The following is a 21,890-nucleotide window of genomic DNA, read 5'->3' as shown; positions in this document are numbered from 1 at the left end:
CCTCACCAACGAGCATCGGCGCCTGTGGGTGCGCCCTCCCGTCGGGCCGGAAGAGTGAACCCGTCGAAGAGGCCGTCCATTGCCCGGTGCGCCACCGCGGCCGGGGTGGCGCGGACAGCGAGGTCGCGCAGGGCCGCGGCGAGGGGGTGGGTGAGGGCGGCGATCCGGCCCGCGCGGCGGGCCCGGCGGCGGATGGCGTCGGTCCGGGCGCAGCGCGCGGCGCTGTAGGCGGCCAGGGCCGCCGGAACGCCGCCGGTCCCGGCCCCGTCCAACAGGTGGGCGAGGACGACCGCGTCCTCGATGGCCTGGCAACCGCCCTGACCCAGATTGGGGGTCATGGCATGGGCGGCGTCGCCGATCCAGGCCAGACGCCCGCGGTGGAAGCGGGGGAGCGGGGCCGCCAGATCATAGAGGTCGTGCTGGAGCACGGCCGCCGGGTCGATCCGCTCCAGCAGGGCCGGCACCGGGTCGTGCCAGCTGCCGAAGCGGCGCATCAGTTCGGCGCGGATGTCGGCGGGACGGTGGCCCTCGGGCGCGAGGGCGGTCGCGTAGACGTAAGTGCTCCCGTCGGCGAGCGGGACCACGCCGAAGCGTTCGCCGCGGCCCCAGGTCTCGGCGGTGGCCGCCCCGGCCGGGCTCGCGGCGGCCGGCAGGACGGTCCGCCAGGCGGTCTCCCCGCTATGGCGCAGGCCCGGGTGGTTCGGGAAGTACCGGCGGCGCAGCGGGCTGTGGATGCCGTCCGCGGCGACCACGAGGTCGGCGGAGCCGCCGAGGTCGCCGGCCGCGGTGCGGACCACCGGGAAGGTGTCGGCGCCGTCCACGGTGGTGACCTCCGCCCCGTAGCGGACCGTCCCCGCGGGCAGCGCGGCGGTCAGGGCGTGGGTGAGGGCCGAGCGGTGCACGGCGAGCGGCGGGCCGCCGTAGCGGGCGGCGAGGACCGCGGTGTCGGCGCGGGTCAGCCAGCGGCCGTCGGGGCGGCGCAGGCCCATCGCGGTCGGCAGGGCGCGCCCCACCGCGCCGGAGACGTCGAAGCCGATGGCGGCGAAGGCGCGCAGGGCGCCCGGGGCGAGGACGATTCCCGCGCCGACGGCGGCCGGCCCGGGTGCCCGCTCGCACACGGTCACCCGCCATCCGGTGCGGTGCAGTGCCAGAGCCGCGGTGAGTCCGCCGATCCCCGCCCCTGCGACGACCGCGTGATGCTGAACTGCAGACATGGCGGGCCCCTGCCTTCCTCCAGGCCTCTACATGTGTAGAGGGCGATGGCCTCACTCTACACATGTAGAGTGGCCGGGTGTCCCACGCTCCCGCTGCCGACCGCAGAACCCTGATCGCCGACACCGCCATCGGCCTCGTGGCCGCCGCCGGGCTCCGCGGGTTGACCCATCGCGCGGTCGACGGAGCCGCGGGGCTGCCCGCGGGCAGTACGTCGTATTACTTCCGTACGAGGACGGCCCTGATCGCGGCGTGCTATCAGCGGCTGGCCCAGCTGGACCTCGCGGACGTGGACGACGGCAGCCCCCTCGGCTCCGCGCCGCCGGCCCCCGGGTCCACCCTCCCGGAGCCGAACCGGGAAGCGGCCGCGGCCCTCCTGGCCGGCCTGCTGTACCGCTGGCTGACCGCAGGGCGCGAGCGCCAGCTGGCCCGCTTCGAACTCAGCCTGGAGGCCGCCCGCAACCCGGAGCTCCAGGAGGACCTCCGCCGGGCGGGGCAGGGGGCCCGGGGTCGGGCCGCGCGGATCGCCGCCGCCCTCGGGTCCGATCGTCCCGAAGAGACCGCCGAACTGCTCGTCGCCTGGACCGAAGGGCTCCTGTACGACCGGCTGGCAGGCGCTCGGGCCCGCTCTCGTCCCGCCCCGGACCTGGCCGAACTGACCGCCGTCGCACGCCGGATGCTCGCCGCGGCCCTCGCGGACCCGGCCTGAACGCGGAAGAGCCCCGCCGCACCGGGGGATGTGGCGGCGGGGCTCTTCCATCGGTACGCACCGGTGGGATCGAGGCGGGAGGGCCGGTGCGTTCCTCCTGGTGGAGTGTGCACACGCTACGCCCGGAGTGGCTGAAAGAACACCCCTTCGTACGGCTTGAATCATGCGCTTGGGGGCGTCAGGATTTTCTGTTCAGGCAACGTCCGGGGTGCGCTCCCGCGCCTGCGTGAACAGTGCGTGCAGCGGCGCCGTCGGCAGGAGGCGGACGAACGGTGCCAGGACCTCGCCGTGCCGCAGCGGTGCCGCCAGGTGGCTCGCCGGCTTCACGGGCTACGCCCGCTCCAGCGGCAGGTGCGGGGCCTTCAGCTCGGTCCACGCCCCGGGCAGGAACACCGTCCGGCCGGCCCGCGCCCGCCTCGCCTCCACCACCGCGCGTGCCAAGGAGTTCCGCCCGCGCCCGGGAGCGGCTGCCGGGCGACACCGCCGCCCGACTGCGCCGCGTACCGGTACATGCGGACGAAGTGGCCGACCCACTGGTGCAGGCCGCCCTCCGGTACCCCCCGCCCGGCCTCCGTCGCGTCCGTCGCACCGCAGGCGACCAGCATCCGCAGCCACGCCCCGCCGTCGGTGGCCCCGTCCGGGAGGACCTCCACCAGGCCCGCGGCCACGGTGTCCGCCGGCGGATGGGCCGCCAGTACCGGGGAGGCGGCCGTCAGCAGAGCGAGGCGATCATGTTCCGGATCGTCGCACGCGCCACCGGCAGAGCGGCCGGGTGGGCGTGCCGCCTTCGCGCGCACGGCGCGTTCTAGGATCCGGACATGATCGCTCAACTGCAGTGTGTCGTGCTGGACTGTCCCGAGCCGCGGGTGCTCGCCGATTTCTACCAGTCGCTGCTGGGCGGCAACGTCAACCAGCCGGACCGGCGTTGGTCGCTCGACGAGGACTGGGCGACGCTGCACGCGCCGTCCGGCCTGGTGCTCGCCTTCCAGCGCGCTCCGGACCACGTGCCCCCGAGCTGGCCCGACCCCAGCCGGCCGCAGCAGTTCCACCTGGACTTCGGCGTCCCGGACCTGGACCGGGCGCAGGAGGAAGTGCTTGCGGCCGGCGGGACCCTGCTCGACGGATCGGACGGGCGCGGCTGGCGGGTCTACGCCGACCCGGCGGGGCACCCCTTCTGCCTGGTGCGCGACTGACCCGTCGGGCCGCCGGGTCCGCTCAGTCCGCCGACCGGGTCCAGCCGAAGGCCTCCAGGCGGGCCGCATCGTCGGGCCGGTCCTCCGCGAACAGCAGTCGGGCCGGTTCCGCCACACGGACGACGTCCACGTACACCCCGCGGCCGACGTAGCGGCCGGTGGCGGTGTGGCGGAACCGCAGCCGCACCTCGCGGCCGGCCCAGTCGGCGGTGAGGGGGGCCTCCAGGCGGTGCCAGATGCGTCCGGACCAGCCGCCGACCGACCCCTCCGGCCACTCCTCGGCGACACCGCCGGTGGACCGCAGGGTGGTGAACGGCAGCGGCGCCCAGTCCACTCCGTCGGCCGAGGCCTCCAGGTGCAGGGCGCCCGCGCCGGGCACGGTGTCCCACCACACGGCGCAGCGCAGCCGGGCGGCGGCCGTGGCGGGGGTGAGCGGCGGCAGGGTCAGGGTGCCGGAGACACCGGGCACGGTCCCGGAGAACCAGGCGGCGCCGCCGTGCGGGGTGCGGACGGGGACGGCCCGGGCGAAGCGGTTGCCGACGGCGACCCGCGGGGCGCTGCCGGCCCGCCAGGTGCGCACGGGGTGGACGGAGTTGCCGAGCAGGATCAGGAAGGAGTCGGTGGAGGGGTCCAGCACGAGGGAGGTGCCGGTGAACCCGGTGTGGCCGGCCGAATGCGGGGTGGCCATGGCTCCCATGTACCAGTGCTGGTAGAGCTCGAAGCCGAGGCCGTGGTCGTCGCCGGGGAAGGCCGTGTTGTAGTCGGTGAAGAGCAGCTCGACCGAGGCGGGGCGCAGGATGCGCCGGCCCGCGTAGGCCCCGCCGTCGAGGAGGGCGCGGGCCAGGACGGCCAGGTCCCAGGCGGTGCCGAAGACACCCGCGTGGCCCGCCACCCCGCCGAGGGCGTAGGCGTTCTCGTCGTGGACCTCGCCCCACACCAGACCGCGGTCCAGGCCGGACCAGGGCGGGCGTTGCACCTCGGTGGCCGCGGTGACCCGACGCCAGGAGAGCGGCGGGTTGTAGCGAGTGCGGTGCATGCCGAGCGGAGCGGTGATCTCGTCGTGGAGCAGGACGTCCAGAGTGCGGCCGGTGATCCGTTCCAGGAGCAGTTGCAGCGCGATCAGATTGAGGTCGGAGTAGCGGTAGACGGTCCCCGGGGGCTCCTGCGGCCGCACCGACCACAACAGCCTCATCCGGCCCTCGTGCGTGGACTCCTGGTAGAAGGGCGCCCACGAGCGCAGTCCCGAGGTGTGGGTGAGCAGCTGACGAACGGTGATGGCCTCTTTGCCTCCACCGGTGAACTCCGGCAGGTAGCGGTGCACCCGGGCCTCCAGCTCCAGGCGCCCCCGCTCCATCTGTTGGACCGCCAGGATCGAGGTGAACAGTTTGGTCAGGGAGGCCAGGTCGAAGACGGTGTCCTCGGCCATGTCGATCCGCTCGGCTGCGGGGAGCTCGCGGACCCGGTCGGTCCGCCCGTCGTACTCCGCGTACCGGACGGCATGGCCCATGGCCCGGTGCAGGGCGACGGTGCGGCCGCGCCCGGCGAGGACCACCGCCCCCGCGTAGTAGGGGTGTTCGGGTGAGGGGCCCAGGAACCGTCGCGCCTCGTCCGCGACCGCCTCCAAGTGCCGCTCCAGCAGCCCGGCCTGGCGCGCGGATCCGTACCGCAGCCGCAGCCCCTGCAGAGCGCGCCGTCCCACGGGGCCGCCGGCCGCGCCCGGCGCGGCGGGGAGCGCGGCGTGCAGGGCCAGCACTCCGCCGAGCGCGAGCAGCCGCGCCGCGAGCCGCCGCCGGCCGACTCCCGGCCGGGTCACGCGCACTCCGTCGTGCTGCTCCTCCGGCTCCGGCTCCGGCTCCTGAGCCGGCTCCGGCCGCGATTCGCGCCGTCCAGGGCCGGTTCCGCCCGCGCGTACCGCGCGTTTCGTGGGGACTTCCGCCACCGCCTCGGCCTCCGTGTGCACTGCCATGTCCGGCCCTCCTCGTCCGCAACCCGCAACCCGCAACCCGCAACCCGCAACCCGCAACCGAAATACGCGATCCGCGTTCCGCACCGCGCGATCCGCGCCCGCAGTCCCCCGCGGACGTGCCCGAAACCCCGCACCCGCCCGGTGCGCCGCAGGTGAGCGGCCCCGGGTCTGCTGAATCGGCCGAGCGTGCCGCAGGCTAACGGGTATCTGCCCGCAGCTCGGCCACCCTTCCCGCCGACCGGGCCGCAAAGAATCTGACACAGCATCAGAAAATGTCTTCCCTCGGCCGCCGGGCTGCGGCATCCTGCCGCCCATGGAGACGGAGCTGAGCAGGAAACTGGGAGTCGAGCACGCCATCTTCGGCTTCACACCCTTCCCCGCGGTCGCCGCCGCGATCACCCGGGCGGGCGGGTTCGGCGTCCTCGGGGCGGTCCGCTACACGGCACCGGACGACCTCAAACGCGACCTCGACTGGATGGAGGCGCACGCCGACGGCAAGCCCTACGGCCTCGACGTGGTCATGCCCGCGAAGAAGGCCGTCGACGGCATCAGTGAAGCCGACATCGAGGCGATGATCCCGGCCGGGCACCGCGCCTTCGTCCGCGACACCCTCGCCGAACACCGGGTACCCGAGCTCGCCGAGGGCGAGGCCTCCGGCTGGCGCATCACCGGCTGGATGGAGCAGGTCGCCCGCAGCCAGCTCGACGTCGCCTTCGACTACCCCGTCAAACTCCTGGCGAACGCCCTCGGTTCCCCGCCCGCCGACGTCATCGCCCGCGCCCACGAGCGCGGGATCCTCGTCGCCGCCCTCGCCGGCAGCGCCAAGCACGCCCGCCGCCACGCCGAAGCCGGCATCGACGTCGTCGTCGCACAGGGCTACGAGGCCGGCGGCCACACCGGCGACATCGCCACCATGGTCCTCGTCCCCGAGATCGTCGAGGCCGTCGCACCGCTCCCGGTCCTCGCCGCCGGCGGCATCGGCAGCGGCGGGCAGATCGCCGCCGGCCTCGCCCTCGGCGCCCAGGGCGTGTGGCTCGGCTCCCTCTGGCTCACCACCACCGAGGCCGACCTCCACTCGCGCGCCCTCACCGAGAAGCTCCTCGCCGCCGGCTCCGGCGACACCGTCCGCTCCCGCGCCCTCACCGGCAAACCCGCACGCCAGCTGCGCACCGCGTGGACGGACGCCTGGGACGACCCGGAGGGCCCCGGCACGCTCCCCATGCCGCTCCAGGGCCTCCTCGTCGCCGAGGCCGTCTCCCGCATCCAGAAGTACGAGGTCCGGCCGCTGCTGGGCACGCCCGTCGGCCAGATCGTCGGCCGGATGAACAGTGAACGCAGCGTCCAGGCCGTCTTCGACGAGCTCACCGGAGACTTCGAGAAGGCCATCGACCGCATCAACCGCATCGCCGGCCGAGTCCGAGAGGCGTGACCGCCATGACCACCGCGACGTCCACGACCCCCTCCGTCGATCGGCAGCCGCCCAACGGCTTCTGGGCCCAGGCGGCAGCCGACCCGGGACGCATCGTCCTGACCGCCCCCGGCGGCGAGGAGTGGAGCGCCGGCCGACTGCACGCCGACGTCAACCGGCTCGTCCACGGGCTGCGCGCCGCCGGGCTGGAAAGGGGCGACTCCTTCGCCGTCGTCCTCCCCAACGGCGTCGAGTTCCTGACCGCCTACCTCGCCGCCTCCCAGGCCGGCTTCTACCTCGTCCCCGTCAACCACCACCTCGTGGGCCCCGAGATCGCCTGGATCGTCTCCGACTCCGGCGCCAAGGTCCTCGTCGCCAACGAGCGCTTCGCCGCGGCCGCCACCGCGGCGGCCGACGAGTCAGCCCTGCCCGCGAGCCACCGCTACGCCGTCGGAGCGGTCCCGGGCTTCCGCCCGTACGGGGACCTCCTCCACGGGCAGCCCGCCACGGCCCCCGCGGACCGCACCCTCGGCTGGGTCATGAACTACACCTCCGGCACCACCGGTCGCCCCCGCGGCATCCGCCGCCCCCTGCCCGGCAGGCTTCCGGAGGAGACCTACCTCGGCGGATTCCTCGGCATCTTCGGCATCCGCCCCTTCGACGGCAACGTCCACCTGGTCTGCTCGCCGCTCTACCACACGGCCGTCCTCCAGTTCGCGGGCGCCGCCCTGCACATCGGGCACCCCCTGGTCCTCATGGACAAGTGGGCCCCGCAGGAGATGCTGCGCCTGATCGACGCACACGCCTGCACGCACACCCACATGGTGCCGACGCAGTTCCACCGGCTGCTCGCCCTCCCGCAGGAGACGAAGGACGCCTACGACGTGTCCTCGATGAGGCACGCCATCCACGGCGCCGCCCCCTGCCCCGACCACGTCAAGCGGGCGATGATCGACTGGTGGGGCGGCTGCGTGGAGGAGTACTACGCGGCCAGCGAGGGCGGCGGCGCCTTCGCGACGGCCGAGGACTGGCTGAAGAAGCCGGGCACGGTGGGCAGGGCCTGGCCGATCAGCGAACTGGCCGTCTTCGACGACGACGGCAACCGGCTGCCCCCGGGCGAACTGGGCACCGTCTACATGAGGATGAACACCGGCGGCTTCAGTTACCACAAGGACGAGGACAAGACGAGGAAGAACCGCATCGGAGACTTCTTCACCGTCGGGGACCTCGGCCTGATGGACGAGGAGGGCTACCTCTTCCTCCGCGACCGCAAGATCGACATGATCATCTCCGGCGGGGTCAACATCTACCCGGCCGAGATCGAGTCTGCGCTGCTCGCCCACCCGGCCGTCGCGGACGCCGCCGTCTTCGGCATCCCGCACGCCGACTGGGGCGAGGAGGTCAAGGCGGTCGTCGAACCGGCGGAGGGCGTCGCGGCCGGCGGCGCCCTGGCGGCCGAGATCCTGCACCACTGCGAGCAGCGGCTCGCCGGGTACAAGCGACCCCGGACCGTCGACTTCGTCGAGCACATGCCCCGCGACCCGAACGGCAAGCTCTACAAGCGCCGGCTGCGGGACCCGTACTGGGAGGGCCGCGAGCGCGCGATGTGATCCACCAGGGAGCCCGCGAGCCCGTCGTGCCGAGAGGATCCGTGAGAAACACCACGTCAAGGCGCCAGGAGCGCGCCGTGCGACGCACCAGGGGAACACTTCTGGCAAGTTGGACGATATGGGTACGACGAAGCGCAGATCCCCCCTGGCCGACTGGACCGTCCTGGTCCCCGTGGTGGCGCTGATCGCGCTGGTCCTCAGCTGGGGGCGGGAGCTACCCGGCTTCGCCGTGCTGGTCGTCGCCCTGTGCTTGGCCGGTGCCGTGTTGGCGGCCGTGCACCACGCCGAGGTCGTCGCCCACCGGGTGGGCGAACCCTTCGGCTCCCTCATCCTCGCCGTGGCGGTCACCGTCATCGAAGTGGCCCTCATCGTCACCCTGATGGCCGACGGCGGGGACAAGAGCGCGACCCTGGCCCGGGACACCGTCTTCGCCGCCGTCATGATCACCTGCAACGGCGTCGTCGGCGTGTCCCTGCTCGTCGGCGCCCTGCGCAACCGGATCGCCGTCTTCAACCCCGAGGGTTCCGGCGCCGCCCTCGCCACCGTCGCGACGCTCGCCACCCTCAGCCTCGTCCTGCCCACCTTCACCACGAGCAAGCCCGGCCCGGAGTTCTCCACCGGGCAGCTGACCTTCGCCGCCGTCGCCTCACTCGCCCTGTACGGGCTGTTCATCGCCGTGCAGACGGTCCGCCACCGGGACTACTTCCTGCCCGTGAACACCGGCCGGGCCACCGGCCGCGCCGCGGACCCGCAGGACGACCACGCGGCGCCGCCCACCTCCCGAGCCGCCCTGCTCAGCCTTGGCCTGCTGCTGGTCGCGCTCGTCGCGGTCGTCGGCGACGCCAAGGCCGTCTCGCCGACCATCGAGTCGGCGGTGGCCAAGGCCGGCCTGCCCCAGGCGGTCGTCGGTGTGATCATCGCCCTGCTCGTGCTGCTGCCGGAGACCCTCGCCGCCGTCCGCGCCGCCCGACGCGACCGCGTGCAGACCAGCCTCAACCTCGCCTACGGGTCCGCCATCGCCAGCATCGGCCTGACCATCCCGGCCATCGCACTGGCCTCCATCTGGCTCGCCGGCCCGCTCACGCTCGGCCTCGGACCGGTCCACATGGTGCTGCTCGCCCTGACCGTGGTGGTCAGCACGCTCACCCTCGCCCCCGGCCGCGCCACGCTGCTCCAGGGCGGAGTGCACATCGTGCTGCTGGCCGCGTACCTCTTCCTGGCCGTCAGCCCGTGAGGCACAGGGCCGGGGCAGGGGCGAGGCGTGCGCCCCCGGCCACCGCCCTCCCGTCTCCGGCAGGCCACCGTCCTGCCGGAGACGGCACCGCGTCCCGCCCCTCCGGACGGACCGACAACCTGTCAGCATCCCGCCGGGGAGCGCGTCATTGACCCCGGCCCGCCCGACGGCGAGGATCACGCCCATGACGTCAGCACGCACGGGGCAGCCGGGACAGGCGGGGCCGGCGGCCGGCGCCGTACGGGGCAACACGATCGACGGGCTGGTGCGCGACAGCGCGCGGCGGGTTCCCGACCGCCTCGCCGTCCGCCACGGCGAGCGGACCTGGACCTACGCGGAACTCGACGCGGCGGTGACCACGGGGGCCGCCCTGCTGCGGGAGCACCACGCGCTGGCCGCAGGCGACCGGGTCGCCACCTACGCCCACAACTCCGACGCCTACTTGCTGGCCTTCCTCGCCTGCGCCCGGGCCGGGCTCATCCACGTCCCGGTCAACCAGAACCTCACCGGAGAGGACCTCGCGCACATCCTGGACGACTCCGGGAGCACCCTCGTCCTCGCCGATCCCGACCTGGCCGGGCGGGTCCCCGACGGCTTTCCCGTACGGGCCCTGCGCGACGCCCCCGACTCCTTCTTGACCGCTCTGGCCGAGCCGCTCCCCTTCGCGCCCGACCCCGATCCCGACCGCATGGCGCAGCTGCTCTACACCTCGGGAACCACCGCCCTGCCCAAGGGCGCGATGATGACCCACCGGGCCCTCGCCCACGAGTATGAGAGTGCGATCGGGGCGCTGGACCTGGCCGAGGGGGACCGGCCGCTCCACGCTCTGCCGCTCTATCATTCGGCGCAGATGCACGTCTTCCTGCTGCCCTACCTGGCGGTGGGGGCCCGCAACACGATCGTCGAGGCGCCGGTCGCCGAAGAGCTCTTCGACCTCGTGGAGGCGGGTGAGGCGGACAGCCTCTTCGCCCCGCCGACGGTGTGGATCGGCCTGGCCGGCCATCCGCGGTTCGCCGCGGGCGGGCTCGCCGGACTGCGGAAGGCGTACTACGGAGCCTCGGTCATGCCCGTCCCGGTTCTGGAGCGGCTGCGCGAACGGCTGCCGGGGCTCGCCTTCTACAATTGCTTCGGCCAGAGCGAGATCGGGCCGTTGGCCACGGTGCTCGGCCCCCGCGAACACGAGGGGCGGAGCGACTCCTGTGGGCGTCCGGTGCGCCATGTGGAGGCGAAGGTCGTCGACGAGGACGGCGCGGACGTACCGGACGGCACCCCGGGCGAGATGGTGTACCGCTCACCTCAGCTCTGCCTGGGCTACTGGAACGACTCGGCGGCGACCGGCCAGGCCTTCCGGGACGGCTGGTTCCGCTCGGGCGACCTCGTGGTGCGGGACGCGGAGGGCTACTTCACGGTCGTGGACCGGGTGAAGGACGTCATCAACTCGGGCGGGGTGCTGGTCGCGTCGAGGCAGGTGGAGGACGTGCTCTACACCCATCCGGGGGTGGCCGAGGCGGCGGTGATCGGGCTCCCCGACGACCGGTGGATCGAGGCTGTCACAGCGGTGGTGGTGCCGCGCGGTGCGGTGACCGAGGCGGAGCTGGTGGCCTACGCCCGGGAGAGACTCGCCCACTTCAAGGCCCCGAAGCGGGTGCTGTTCGTGACCGCTCTTCCGCGCAACGCGAGCGGCAAGATCCTCAAGCGGGAGCTGCGGGACCGTTTCGGAGGGCGGGCCCGCTGACACCCGTACGGGAAGGCGCGGCCGGTGTCAGTCCGGTGCTGCGTGGTGCTGGGCTCCGTCCCGGGGGAGGAACCCGCTGCGGCGCAGGCGCCGCAGGGTGAGGTGCTCGTGCGCCAGGCGTCCGACGAGCGCGCCGCCGTAGACCACGAAGCCGACCCCGACGAGCCAGGACTGGACGACCAGCAGCGTGCCGAAGGGGCCGTAGGTCACGGCGTTGGACGCGATCAGGGGCGAGAACACCAGCTGAGAGAAGATCCGCAGCCCCAGCAGCCCGAGGCTGGTGGCCACCGCTCCCGGCACCAGAGCCCGCCAGCGCACCCGGCCGCCGAGCAGCAGGCGCTGGGAGGCGATGAAGAAGAGGCAGGTGCCGAAGAGGTCGCCGAGCGTGCCCAGGACCGTGCCGAAGACGTCGTCCGACGGTGCGGGGATCACCACGAGCAGCGCGAGGTAGCAGACGAGCATGGCGAGCCAGACCACGTGCCGCCACATGGTGTGCCAGCGGGCCGTCGGCAGGTCCCACACCTTCTCGTAGCCGGTCTGCACGGCCGAGCCGAAGGTCAGACCGAAGACGGCGAGCGCGGCCAGCCCGAAGGCGGTGGTCCGTTCCAGTGCGGTGTCCGCCGCACCGAAGACCATCTCGATCCTGATGCGCGAGGACGCCGTCACGCCGAGGGCCTGCCCGAGCCAGCGCCCGAACCCCGAGCCGCTCCCGGGCACCGCGGCGGCCACGACCACCAGGAGCGGCACCAGGGTGAGGAATCCGAGGGCCGCGAAGCCCATCGACCGGTGCATCAGCTCCATCTCCCGGCCACGGCTCCAGGCCAGCCCGGCATAGGAGCCCTGGAAGCGGTCGTGGAGCCGCCGAAGGGTCGAGGTCACGCCTCATGCACTACCCGGACCGGTGCGCCGCCTCCCGGAGCCCGGACCGAAATGGGCCCGAAGGGGTGGTTTCGGCGACCCGACTCGGCGTCAGCCCGGTCAGCGGGCCGTGGTCGACGCTCCGCGCGAGGCGGGGCAGGCCTGCCGGGCCCGCTCCGATGCGTCGCGGAGTCGTCTGGTCAACTGGTCGCATGACGCGCACCCTGTACCTCCTGTGTTCGGCCGCCCCACCCGTGTTCGACGTCGCCCGCGTGATCGAGGACGCGCAGGTACGCGGTTGGGACGTGTGTCTCGGACTGAGCCCGACGGCGGCGGACTGGCTCGCGGAAGGCACCGACGGCCTGGCCGCGCTCACCGGGCACCCGGTTCGCAGCCGGTACAAGCGGCCGGCCGATCCCGACGTGTGGCCCTCGGCGGACGCGATCCTCGTCGCCCCCGCCACGTTCAACACGGTCAACGGGTGGGCGCTCGGACTCACCGACCGGTTCGTGGTGGGCGTGGCGGCCGAGGCCCTGGGCAAGGGCACGCCATTGGCCGTCATGCCGTGCGTGAACACGGCGTTCGTCCGGCACCCGCAGTTCGAGCAGAGCTTGGCCGTGCTCCGCGGTGCGGGGGTCCGGGTGCTGTACGGCGATGACGGCTTCACCCCCCACCCGCCGGGACAGGGCGCTGCGCGGCCGTACCCGTGGACCCTCGCGCTGGATGCCGTGGACGACCTCGTCCGCGGGGACTTCCAGGAGCGGGGGAGGTAGCCCCGGAGCCGGGCGGGGGAGACGGGCCCGACGGGTCCGGGCCCGCCGCGCCTGGTCGGCGCGAGCGCCGTGACCTGCGCAGACGTCACTCGTCCCGACATGTGGCCCGATCCATGCCGGTCGGCCCGAAGGGGGTATCGTCCCCCGGTCACGGACGGCGATCGGACCGCCGCCCGGCCAGACCGAGGGAGCCGATATGACTGATCTGACTGCGCTGCGGGCGAGTCTGGCGTCGGGCGAGCACGAGTTCGCCGACACCCTGGCCTTCGTCGCCGCGTGCTACGAGTACCGGCCGCAGGCCTTCCGCAACGGGGAACTGGGAAACGCCGCGGGCGAGAACGAGGGCTCCTGCAAGACGCTGGGACTGGCCGTGTTGGAGGGTCTGAGCGATCAGGAGGCGCTGCTGGCGTTCGGTGAGCACTATCGCAGTGTGCTGGCGACGCCCGACGGTACTGATCACGGCAACATCCGCAACCTCATGGCCCATGGCCTGGCGGGGGTGAGCTTCGCGGGGCAGCCGCTGGCCCGCAGGAGCTGAAGGCCGCGCCTCGTGCCGCCCCACCCCCGCTCCGGCCGGGCAGGTGCCACCCGGCGACCGGCACCCGCGTGCCCCCTGCCCTGCTCCCTCGGACAGGCGCTACTCGGAGTCGAGTTGGTGGTCGTCCCAGACGTAGCTCTCGGGGAGCAGTTCGGTGATGGGGACCGCGCGGATCGTCTCGCCCGATCCGACGATGACCTCGATGGCGGGGAAGTAGTCGAGGAGGACCTGGCGGCACCGGCCGCACGGGGGAACGACCCCCCGGTCGCGGTCGCCCACGGCGACGATCCGGTCGAGCGCGTAGACGCCCTGGGCGGCCGCCGTGCCGATGAGGACCAGCTCGGCGCACGGTCCGCCGGTGAAGTGGTAGGCGTTCACCGCGGTGACGATGCGGCCGTCCCGCGCCCGGGCCGCCGCCGCCATGGTGTGGTGGTCGCCCCGGCAGCGGTTGCGGGCCACGTCGGCCGCGGCCTCGACGAGCGCGTGGTCGACGGGGCGGGTCCTGATGGTCATCCTCTCCGCCTTCTCAGGTGGTCCGTGGCCGGGGCGAGGCCGGGTCGGGACACTGGATGTGGGTGTAGGGCCATGATCCTGACTGGACGTCGCCGTTGGTGACGGTGTCGGCCACGTTCTGGTCGGCATAGTACGTGGCGCGACAGACGGCGCTGCCGGAGCCCTCGGACCGGACGACGCGGACGGTGAACGTCCGGCGCCCGCGGAGGTTGGCGCCGACCCAGCGGTTCAGCAGCAGGGCCGCGGTCTCCTCGCTCACATCGGGCGCCAGCAACTCGGCCGCGTCGCCAGTGTCCTTGAGGACCCGGTGGGCGGGGGTGGGCTTGCCCTCGTCGCTCATGCCCGCGTGGTCGGCGTCGGGGTCGGCGCAGCCGGTCAGTGCGAGCAGGACGGCCGCCCCGACCGCTGCGGCCGTGTGGTGTGTACGCATCACACCAGGCTGGCCCGGTCCGGACGACCGTAGGGCTGCTGTGACAGCCCTGTTACGCGCCGAAGTGTCCTGTCAGGGAGCCGGGGGCCGGCCCGGGGCGCGGAGGTCAACAAGCCTTTTGATCTTGCCCACCGAGCGTTCCAGGGTCTCCGGGGCGAGCACCTCGACCCGGACGGAGACGCCGATCCCCGCCTTGACCGCCTGGACCACGGCGGCGGCCGCGGCCTCCCGCAGGGAGGCGTCCGACTCCCGACGGGCCTCCACCCGGACTGTCAGGGTGTCCATCCGGCCCTCCCGGGCCAGCCTCAGCTGGAAGTGGGGCGCCAGCCCCGGCGTCCGCAGCAGGATTTCCTCGATCTGGGTCGGGTACAGGTTCACCCCGCGCAGGATGATCACTTCGTCGCTTCGGCCCGTGACCTTCTCCATCCGGCGGAAGGCCGGTCGGGCCGTGCCGGGGAGCAGCCGTGTCAGGTCCCGCGTGCGGTAGCGGATCACCGGCATGGCCTCCTTGGTGAGGGAGGTGAACACCAGCTCCCCGAGCTCGCCCTCCGGCATCACCGCACCCGTCAGGGGGTCCACCACCTCGGGATAGAAGTGGTCCTCCCAGATGTGCAGGCCGTCCTTGGTCTCGACGCATTCCTGCGCCACACCGGGCCCGATGACCTCCGACAGGCCGTAGATGTCCACCGCGTCCATGCCGAGGCGCTCCTCGATCTCCCGCCGCATCTCCTCGGTCCACGGCTCCGCGCCGAAGATCCCCGTCCGCAGCGAGGTCGTGCGCGGGTCGACGCCCTGGCGCTCCATCTCGTCCAGCAGGGTCAGCATGTAGGAGGGGGTCACCATGATGACCTCCGGCCGGAAGTCCTGGATCAGCCGGACCTGGCGGTCCGTCATGCCGCCCGAGGCGGGTACGACGGTGCAGCCGAGGCGCTCGGCGCCGTAGTGCGCGCCCAGGCCGCCTGTGAACAGGCCGTAGCCGTAGGCGATGTGGACGATCTGGCCGGGCCTGCCACCCGCGGCGCGTATCGACCGGGCGACGACGTCGGACCAGGTGGACAGATCCCCGTCGGTGTATCCGACGACGGTCGGGCGCCCGGTGGTGCCGCTGGAGGCGTGGATGCGGCGCACCTCGGAACGCGGCACCGCGAACATGCCGAAGGGGTAGTGGTCGCGCAGGTCGGCCTTGGTGGTGAGGGGGAACAGGGCGAGATCGGACAGGGAGCGGCAGTCGTCGGGATGCGCACCGGCCTTGTCGAACGCCTGCCGATAGAAGGGCACCCGCTCGTACGCGCGGTGCAGGGTCGCTCGCAGCCGCGTGAGCTGGAGTGCCGCCAGTTCGTCGCGGCCCAGCCGCTCGCCCTCGTCGTGGAACCCCGCCTGCACCGCCATGTCGTCACCCCATCGTGAGCGCGCCCAAGAACCAACCGATCATTCGGTAGATTGCCAGGGGTGTGCAGGCTAAAGCAATGACTCGAACGGGTGATCGCCTGATCTGGCGGCCTCCATGCCGCGCTTCACCACGCACGGCGGCCTCGCCCCGGACCCGCCGGTCCCCTCAGTGCGCGGGACGGGTGGTCGTGCCGCCGGTGTCCGCCTCCGTCGCGACCGCCTTCGCCCAGCGGTAGTCCGCCTTGCCGCTCGGTGAACGCTGCACGGCCGGCGTGATGACAAGCTGCCGCGGGATCTTGTAGCCGGCGAGCCTGGTGCGGCAGTGGCTCTGGATTTCGTCCAGCGTCGGGGCCTCCGCTCCCGGCCGCACCTGGACCACCGCGGCGACATGGCTGCCCCAGGTCGGGTCCGGGACCCCGGCCACCAGCGCGTCGTACACGTCGGGGTGCGACTTCAGTGCCTGCTCGACCTCCTCCGGATAGACCTTCTCGCCGCCCGTGTTGATGCACTGCGAGCCTCGGCCGAGCACCGTGACGATGCCCTGTTCGTCGACGGTCGCCATGTCTCCCAGCAGTACCCAGCGCTCACCGTCCTTCTGGAAGAAGGTGTCGGCGGTCTTCTCCGGGTCGTTGTAGTAGCCGAGCGGCACGTGGCCGCGCTGGGCGAGGCGCCCCGGCTCGCCGACCGCCACCGGTTCGTGCGTCACCGGGTCCACCACCCGGGTGCGGTCGTTGACCTCCAGGCGGAACCCCTTCTCCGGGCCGGAGTCGTCCGTGGCGCGGCCGTTGGAGCCGGACTCGGAGGACCCGAAGTTGTTCAGGAGCAGGACGCCGGGCACCAGGCTCCGGAATTCGGCGCGCACCGTCTCGGACATGATCGCCCCGGACGAGGAGACGCTGAACAGGGATGACAGGTCGGTGCCCCGGAGCGGTCCCCTGAGGGCGTCGATGAGCGGCCTGAGCATTGCGTCGCCGACCAGCGACACGCTCGACACCTTCTCCTTCTCGATCGTCCGCAGCACCTCCTCGGGGGCGTACTTGCGGTGGATGACCACTCGCTGGCCGTAGTTGAAGGCGATGAACGACGTTAGCGTCGACGTCCCGTGCATCAGCGGGGGAGCCGGGAAGAAGGTCAGCCCGGCGCCGCGCGCCGCCACCCGCTCCGCCAACTCCTCCGGCCGTTTCACCGGCTCGCCCGAGGGCTCGCCGCCGAAGAGTCCCGCGAAGAAGAGGTCCTCCGCCCGCCACATCACGCCCTTGGGCATGCCCGTGGTCCCGCCGGTGTAGATGATGAACAGGTCGTCCGCGCTGCGCGGCGGGAACCCGCGCCCGGGTGCCCCGGCCGCCTCAGCGTCCGCGTACGCGAGCGGGGCGATCGACGGCTCCGCGGCCCCCTCGGGCGCCTCGCCGACCCGGATCAGGTGCCGCAGTCTCGGCGTCTTCGGCAGCGCGGCCGCCACCCGCCCGGTGAACTCGCCCTCGAAGACGAGCGCGGCGAGATCGGCGTCGTTGTAGAGGTAGACCAGTTCCTCTTCGACATAACGGTAGTTGACGTTCACCGGGACGAGCCGGGCCTTGAGGCAGGCGAGCACGGTCTGGAGGTACTCGATCCCGTTGTAGAGGTGCAGCCCCAGGTGCTCGCCGGCGGTCAGGCCGCTGTCCAGCAGGTGGTGGGCGATCCGGTTCGCCGCCGTGTCCAGCTCCGCGTACGTCAGGCGGCGCTCCGCGCCCGTCCCGGGGTGGTCCACGTACACCAGGGCCTCGCGGTCCGGGACCACGTCCACGACCGACTCGAACAGGTCGGCAAGGTTGTACTCCACCGTTCCTCCTGACCCCGTTGTTCCCGATGGCTGGCCCCGCGGCCGGCGGCTCCGGCGGTCATTAGAGCGCCGTGGCCGGCAACTGGGAAGGGCACCGCCCAAGAAAACTGACTGAGTGTCAGAAAACTCTTGAAGTGCACCCTCCCCTACTGCAACCTGTTCTAGGTCTTGAGACGGGAGGACGGCAATGGGTGGGACGGAACACCTGACCGTGGAACGCCGCGGCGCCACGCTGGTGCTCACCATGAACAGGCCCGAGGCGAAGAACGCGCTCTCGCTGCCGCTGCTGGTGGGGCTGTACGACGGCTGGCTGGAGGCGGACGCCGACGACGAGATCCGCTCCGTGGTCCTGACCGGTGCCGGCGGCGACTTCTGCGCAGGCATGGACCTCAAAGCGCTGGCCGGCCGGGGCATGGCGGGAGACCAGTACCGGGACCGCCTCAAGGCCGACCCCGACCTGCACTGGAAGGCGATGCTCCGCCACCACCGGCCGCGCAAGCCGGTGATCGCGGCGGTGGAGGGCCACTGCGTGGCCGGCGGCACCGAGATCCTCCAGGGCACCGACATCCGGGTGGCCGCCGAGGGTGCCACCTTCGGGCTGTTCGAGGTCAGGCGGGGGCTCTTCCCGATCGGCGGCTCCACGGTGCGCCTGCCCCGGCAGATCCCGCGCACGCACGCGCTGGAGATGCTGCTGACCGGACGTTCGTACGCGGCGCAGGAGGCGGCACGGATCGGGCTCGTGGGGCGGGTCGTTCCCGACGGCGCGGCGCTCGCGACGGCCCTGGAGATCGCCGAGCAGATCAACGCATGTGGGCCGCTGGCGGTCGAGGCGGTCAAGGCGTCGGTCTACGAGACCGCTGAGCTGACGGAGCGGGAGGGCCTGGCGTCGGAACTCCTGCGGGGGTGGCCGATCTTCGACACGGCCGACGCGAAGGAGGGGGCGCGGGCCTTCACGGAGAAGCGGCCCGCGGTGTACCGGCGCGAGTAGTCCGGTCGGGGCCCGGCCGCGGCCCCGATCGTGCGCCGGGTCCGGCGCCGTGACCGTCGCCGGGAGGCGCCCGCCCCCTGCCCCCACCCCCTGCCCCCTGCCCCTGCCCCCGACCGCCGGCGGGGCCGAACACACCGGAACCAACCGCATCGGAGAGCCCCATGACAGCTGCCTCCCCGCCGGAGGTGCTCCGCGCGCCCCTCGTCGTCGAGTTCCCGTTCACCCGCTCCCTCGGGCCCGTCCAGAGCGCCTTCCTCACCGGGCTGCGCGAGGGTGTCGTCCTCGGCGTGCAGGCCTCGGACGGCAGGGTGGTGGTCCCGCCCGTCGAGTACGACCCCGTCACCTCGGAGGAGATCCGCGACCTCGTCGAGGTCGCCACCACCGGCACCGTCACCACCTGGGCCTGGAACGACCGACCCCGCCCGAACCAGCCCCTCGACACCCCCTTCGCCTGGGCACTGGTCAGGCTGGACGGGGCCGACACCGCCCTGCTGCACGCCCTCGACGCCCCCGGCCCCGACGCCGTGCGCACCGGCATGCGGGTACGCATCCGCTGGGCCCCCGAACGCACCGGGGCCATCACCGACATCGCCTGCTTCGAACCGTGCGACGCCACCACCGCCCCCCAGAGCCTCCCCGCCCCGCACGACGGCACCTTCCGCGAAGCCGTCACCGGCATCGTCGCCGAGGCCCGCCTGGACTACGTCTACAGCCCCGGCCGCGCCCAGACCGGCTACATCAACGCCCTGTCCGAGCGGCGGACCGTCGGAGAGCGCTGCCCCTCCTGCCACAAGGTGTACGTCCCCCCGCGCGGAGCGTGCCCCACCTGCGGGGTGGCCACCACCGACCGGGTTGAGGTCGGCCCGGCCGGGACGGTCACCACCTTCTGCATCGTCAACATCAAGGCGGCGAACCTCGACATCGAGGTTCCCTACGTCTACGCCCACATCGCCCTCGACGGCGCCGGCCTCGCCCTCCACGGCCGGATCGGCGGCATCCCCTACGACCAGGTCCGCATGGGCCTGCGCGTCGAGCCCGTCTGGACCGAAGGCGGCCGCTACCCCGACCACTACCGCCCCACCGGAGAACCGGACGCGGAGTATGACGCGTACAAGGAGCTCATCTGATGACCGGGCCCAGGACGACCGGGTACGCGAGGGACGTGGCCGTCGTCGCCTTCGCGCAGAGCGACCACCTGCGCCGCACCGACGAGCTCAGCGAAGTCGAGATGGTCATGCCCGTCCTCCACGAGGTGCTGGCCGCCACCGGGCTGAAGGCCGGCGAGATCGGCTTCACCTGCTCCGGCTCCAGCGACTACCTGGCCGGCCGCGCCTTCTCCTTCACCATGACCCTCGACGGGGTCGGCGCCTGGCCACCGATCTCCGAGTCCCACGTCGAGATGGACGGCGCCTGGGCCCTGTACGAGGCCTGGGTCAAGATCCAGACCGGCGATGCGGACACCGCGCTCGTCTACGCGTACGGGAAGTCCTCACCCGGATCCGTGCGCGACGTGCTCACCCGCCAGCTGGACCCGTACTACCTCGCCCCCCTCTGGCCCGACTCGGTGGCCCTGGCCGCCCTCCAGGCCCAGGCCCTCATCGACGCGGGCGAGACCGACGAGCCCGGCCTGGCCGCCATCGCGGCGCGCAGCCGGGCCGACGCCGGGGCCAACCCGCACGCCCAGCTGCGCGGTGCGGTCCCGCACGGCGACTACCAGGTCCGGCCCCTGCGCACCGGCGACTGCCCGCCCGTCGGCGACGGCGTGGCAGCCGTCGTCCTGGCCGCCGGCGACCTCGCGCGGCAGCTGTGCCGACGCCCCGCCTGGATCACCGGCATCGACCACCGGATCGAGGCGCACGGCCTGGGTCTGCGCGACCTCACCGACTCCCCGTCCACCCGAACCGCCGCCGAACACGCGGGCCTCTTCGACGCCCCCGTGGACACGGCGGAACTGCATGCGCCGTTCTCCTCCCAGGAGGTGGTGCTCCGCACGGCACTCCGGCTCGGCGACGGCGTCACGATCAACCCGTCCGGCGGGGCACTCGCCGCCAACCCGATGATGGCCGCCGGACTGATCCGCATCGGCGAGGCCGCCGCCCGCATCCACCGCGGCGCATCCGACCGGGCCGTCGCGCACGCCACCTCCGGCCCCTGCCTTCAGCAGAACCTGGTCGCCGTCCTGGAAGGGGACCGCGCATGAGCACCTCCGCCACCTCCGCCACCTCCGCCACCTCCGGTTCACGGGGCGCCACCGGCAAGGAGCCGGTCGCGGTCGTCGGCATCGGCCAGACCAAACACGTCGCCGCCCGCCATGACGTCTCCATCGCCGGGTTGGTCCGCGAGGCCGCCACCCGCGCCCTCGCCGACGCCGAACTGACCTGGGCGGACATCGACGCGGTCGTCATCGGCAAGGCCCCCGACTTCTTCGAGGGGCGTGATGATGCCGGAGCTGTACCTGGCGGATGCGCTCGGAGCCGTCGGCAAGCCGATGCTGCGCGTGCACACGGCCGGATCGGTCGGCGGGTCCACCGCGCTGGTCGCCGCCGGCCTGGTGGCCGCCCGCGTCCACCGCACCGTCCTCACCCTCGCCTTCGAGAAGCAGTCCGAGTCGAACGCCATGTGGGGCCTCTCCCTCCCCGTTCCGTTCCAGCAGCCCCTGCTCGCCGGCGCCGGCGGATTCTTCGCCCCGCACGTGCGCGCGTACATGCGGCGCACCGGCGCGCCCGACGGGGTCGGCTCGCTCGTGGCGTACAAGGACCGGCGCAACGCCCTGAAGAACCCGTACGCGCACCTGCACGAGCACGACATCACGCTGGAGAAGGTCCAGGCCTCACCCATGCTGTGGGACCCGATCCGGTACTCCGAGACCTGCCCGTCCTCCGACGGCGCGTGCGCGATGGTCCTCACCGACCGGGCGGGCGCGGCCCGCTCGCCGCTGCCGCCCGCGTGGGTGCACGGCGGGGCGATGCGCAGCGAGCCCACCCTCTTCGCCGGCAAGGACTTTGTCTCTCCGCAGGCCGGCAAGGACTGCGCGGCCGACGTCTACCGGCAGGCCGGGATCACCGACCCGCGCCGGGAGATCGACGTGGTGGAGATGTACGTGCCGTTCTCCTGGTACGAGCCGATGTGGCTGGAGAACCTGGGCTTCGCAGAGGAGGGCGGGGGCTGGAAGCTGACCGAGGCGGGCGTCACCGAGATCGACGGAGACCTTCCGGTCAACCCGTCCGGCGGCGTGTTGTCCACCAACCCGATCGGCGCGTCCGGCATGATCCGTTTCGCCGAGGCCGCCCTCCAGGTGCGCGGCGGGGCCGGGGAACACCAGGTCCCCGGAGCACGCCGGGCGCTGGGGCACGCATACGGCGGCGGCGCACAGTTCTTCGCGATGTGGCTGGTGGGGGCGCAGGAACCCACCACGTGAACGGAAACGGCCGTCCGGCCCGGGGCCCGGACCGGTCACGAGTGACTCACCGTGGCCTGTGCGGCACCGGCTGCGATGGTTAACCTGGCCCCCGGAC

General features: G+C 73.0%; 19 protein-coding genes and 1 pseudogene. 12 read left to right on the top strand and 8 right to left on the bottom strand.

Annotated elements, in window-relative coordinates:
- Positions 1–2 precede the first annotated feature (2 nt).
- The gene (locus tag R4Z63_RS02240; RefSeq protein WP_384444760.1) at positions 3–1,214 is read right to left on the bottom strand and encodes an FAD-dependent monooxygenase; all 1,212 of its coding nucleotides are present in this window, start codon (positions 1,212–1,214) and stop codon (positions 3–5) included.
- Between the two features lie 77 nt (positions 1,215–1,291).
- On the opposite strand from R4Z63_RS02240, the gene R4Z63_RS02235 reads away from it, so the two are divergent.
- Entirely contained in the window at positions 1,292–1,921 is a 630-nt protein-coding gene (locus R4Z63_RS02235; protein WP_384444758.1) for a TetR/AcrR family transcriptional regulator, read from the top strand.
- A 192-nt stretch (positions 1,922–2,113) separates the two neighbouring features.
- Here the strand turns inward: R4Z63_RS02235 and R4Z63_RS02230 are convergent, their stop codons facing one another.
- Positions 2,114–2,248 carry a hypothetical protein gene (locus R4Z63_RS02230; protein ID WP_384444756.1) on the bottom strand — a complete coding sequence of 45 codons (135 nt, stop codon included), beginning with the start codon at positions 2,246–2,248 and terminating at the stop codon, positions 2,114–2,116.
- Positions 2,249–2,739: 491 nt separating this feature from the next.
- Here R4Z63_RS02230 and R4Z63_RS02225 point away from each other — a divergent pair, with 491 nt between their 5' ends.
- Positions 2,740–3,114: a VOC family protein gene (locus R4Z63_RS02225; protein ID WP_037921946.1), complete on the top strand. Its 375-nt coding sequence runs from the start codon at positions 2,740–2,742 to the stop codon at positions 3,112–3,114.
- Positions 3,115–3,136: 22 nt separating this feature from the next.
- Here R4Z63_RS02225 and R4Z63_RS02220 read toward each other — a convergent pair whose 3' ends face one another.
- Entirely contained in the window at positions 3,137–5,080 is a 1,944-nt protein-coding gene (locus R4Z63_RS02220; RefSeq protein WP_384444754.1) for a serine hydrolase domain-containing protein, read from the bottom strand.
- Positions 5,081–5,393: 313 nt separating this feature from the next.
- Here R4Z63_RS02220 and R4Z63_RS02215 point away from each other — a divergent pair, with 313 nt between their 5' ends.
- From R4Z63_RS02215 to R4Z63_RS02200, 4 genes are all read left to right on the top strand, one after another.
- Positions 5,394–6,509 carry a nitronate monooxygenase gene (locus R4Z63_RS02215; protein ID WP_037921948.1) on the top strand — a complete coding sequence of 372 codons (1,116 nt, stop codon included), beginning with the start codon at positions 5,394–5,396 and terminating at the stop codon, positions 6,507–6,509.
- A 5-nt stretch (positions 6,510–6,514) separates the two neighbouring features.
- Entirely contained in the window at positions 6,515–8,098 is a 1,584-nt protein-coding gene (locus tag R4Z63_RS02210) for an acyl-CoA synthetase (protein ID WP_384444751.1), read from the top strand.
- Positions 8,099–8,216: 118 nt separating this feature from the next.
- On the top strand, positions 8,217–9,332 hold the full coding sequence (locus R4Z63_RS02205; protein ID WP_384444749.1) for a calcium:cation antiporter: 1,116 nt from the start codon (positions 8,217–8,219) through the stop codon (positions 9,330–9,332).
- A gap of 184 nt (positions 9,333–9,516) precedes the next feature.
- On the top strand, positions 9,517–11,067 hold the full coding sequence (locus tag R4Z63_RS02200) for a fatty acyl-CoA synthetase (RefSeq protein ID WP_384444747.1): 1,551 nt from the start codon (positions 9,517–9,519) through the stop codon (positions 11,065–11,067).
- Positions 11,068–11,094: 27 nt separating this feature from the next.
- On the opposite strand, the gene R4Z63_RS02195 is transcribed toward R4Z63_RS02200, so the two are convergent.
- The gene (locus tag R4Z63_RS02195) at positions 11,095–11,946 is read right to left on the bottom strand and encodes a YhjD/YihY/BrkB family envelope integrity protein (RefSeq protein WP_384444745.1); all 852 of its coding nucleotides are present in this window, start codon (positions 11,944–11,946) and stop codon (positions 11,095–11,097) included.
- Positions 11,947–12,137: 191 nt separating this feature from the next.
- Here R4Z63_RS02195 and R4Z63_RS02190 point away from each other — a divergent pair, with 191 nt between their 5' ends.
- Together R4Z63_RS02190 and R4Z63_RS02185 are read left to right on the top strand one after the other, a co-directional pair.
- Positions 12,138–12,698 carry a flavoprotein gene (locus tag R4Z63_RS02190; RefSeq protein ID WP_384444743.1) on the top strand — a complete coding sequence of 187 codons (561 nt, stop codon included), beginning with the start codon at positions 12,138–12,140 and terminating at the stop codon, positions 12,696–12,698.
- A 196-nt stretch (positions 12,699–12,894) separates the two neighbouring features.
- On the top strand, positions 12,895–13,236 hold the full coding sequence (locus tag R4Z63_RS02185) for a HopJ type III effector protein (RefSeq protein ID WP_384444741.1): 342 nt from the start codon (positions 12,895–12,897) through the stop codon (positions 13,234–13,236).
- Positions 13,237–13,335: 99 nt separating this feature from the next.
- On the opposite strand, the gene R4Z63_RS02180 is transcribed toward R4Z63_RS02185, so the two are convergent.
- From R4Z63_RS02180 to R4Z63_RS02165, 4 genes are all read right to left on the bottom strand, one after another.
- Positions 13,336–13,749, bottom strand: coding sequence for a cytidine deaminase family protein (locus tag R4Z63_RS02180; protein ID WP_384444739.1), 414 nt, complete (start codon positions 13,747–13,749; stop codon positions 13,336–13,338).
- Between the two features lie 13 nt (positions 13,750–13,762).
- Positions 13,763–14,179 (bottom strand): hypothetical protein, encoded by a 417-nt coding sequence (locus R4Z63_RS02175; RefSeq protein WP_384444737.1) that lies wholly within the window; start codon positions 14,177–14,179, stop codon positions 13,763–13,765.
- 72 nt (positions 14,180–14,251) lie between these two features.
- Positions 14,252–15,568, bottom strand: coding sequence for a phenylacetate--CoA ligase PaaK (paaK, locus tag R4Z63_RS02170; RefSeq protein WP_384444735.1), 1,317 nt, complete (start codon positions 15,566–15,568; stop codon positions 14,252–14,254).
- 166 nt (positions 15,569–15,734) lie between these two features.
- Positions 15,735–17,387, bottom strand: coding sequence for an acyl-CoA synthetase (locus R4Z63_RS02165; RefSeq protein WP_384444733.1), 1,653 nt, complete (start codon positions 17,385–17,387; stop codon positions 15,735–15,737).
- A 187-nt stretch (positions 17,388–17,574) separates the two neighbouring features.
- On the opposite strand from R4Z63_RS02165, the gene R4Z63_RS02160 reads away from it, so the two are divergent.
- From R4Z63_RS02160 to R4Z63_RS02145, 4 genes and pseudogenes are all read left to right on the top strand, one after another.
- Positions 17,575–18,375 (top strand): crotonase/enoyl-CoA hydratase family protein, encoded by an 801-nt coding sequence (locus tag R4Z63_RS02160; protein WP_384444731.1) that lies wholly within the window; start codon positions 17,575–17,577, stop codon positions 18,373–18,375.
- Between the two features lie 161 nt (positions 18,376–18,536).
- Positions 18,537–19,502, top strand: a complete 966-nt coding sequence (locus R4Z63_RS02155; protein WP_384444729.1) for a Zn-ribbon domain-containing OB-fold protein — start codon at positions 18,537–18,539, stop codon at positions 19,500–19,502.
- A complete protein-coding gene (locus tag R4Z63_RS02150; protein ID WP_037921974.1) occupies positions 19,502–20,575 on the top strand; it encodes a thiolase family protein in 1,074 nt (357 codons plus the stop codon). Before R4Z63_RS02155 ends, R4Z63_RS02150 begins: the two co-directional genes overlap by 1 nt.
- A pseudogene (locus R4Z63_RS02145) lies at positions 20,572–21,793 on the top strand (thiolase family protein). Before R4Z63_RS02150 ends, R4Z63_RS02145 begins: the two are co-directional and overlap by 4 nt.
- Positions 21,794–21,890: the final 97 nt, after the last annotated feature.

This window comes from Streptomyces sp. PL-29 (assembly GCF_058344425.1).
This window is presented reverse-complemented; position numbering and strand designations above follow the sequence as displayed.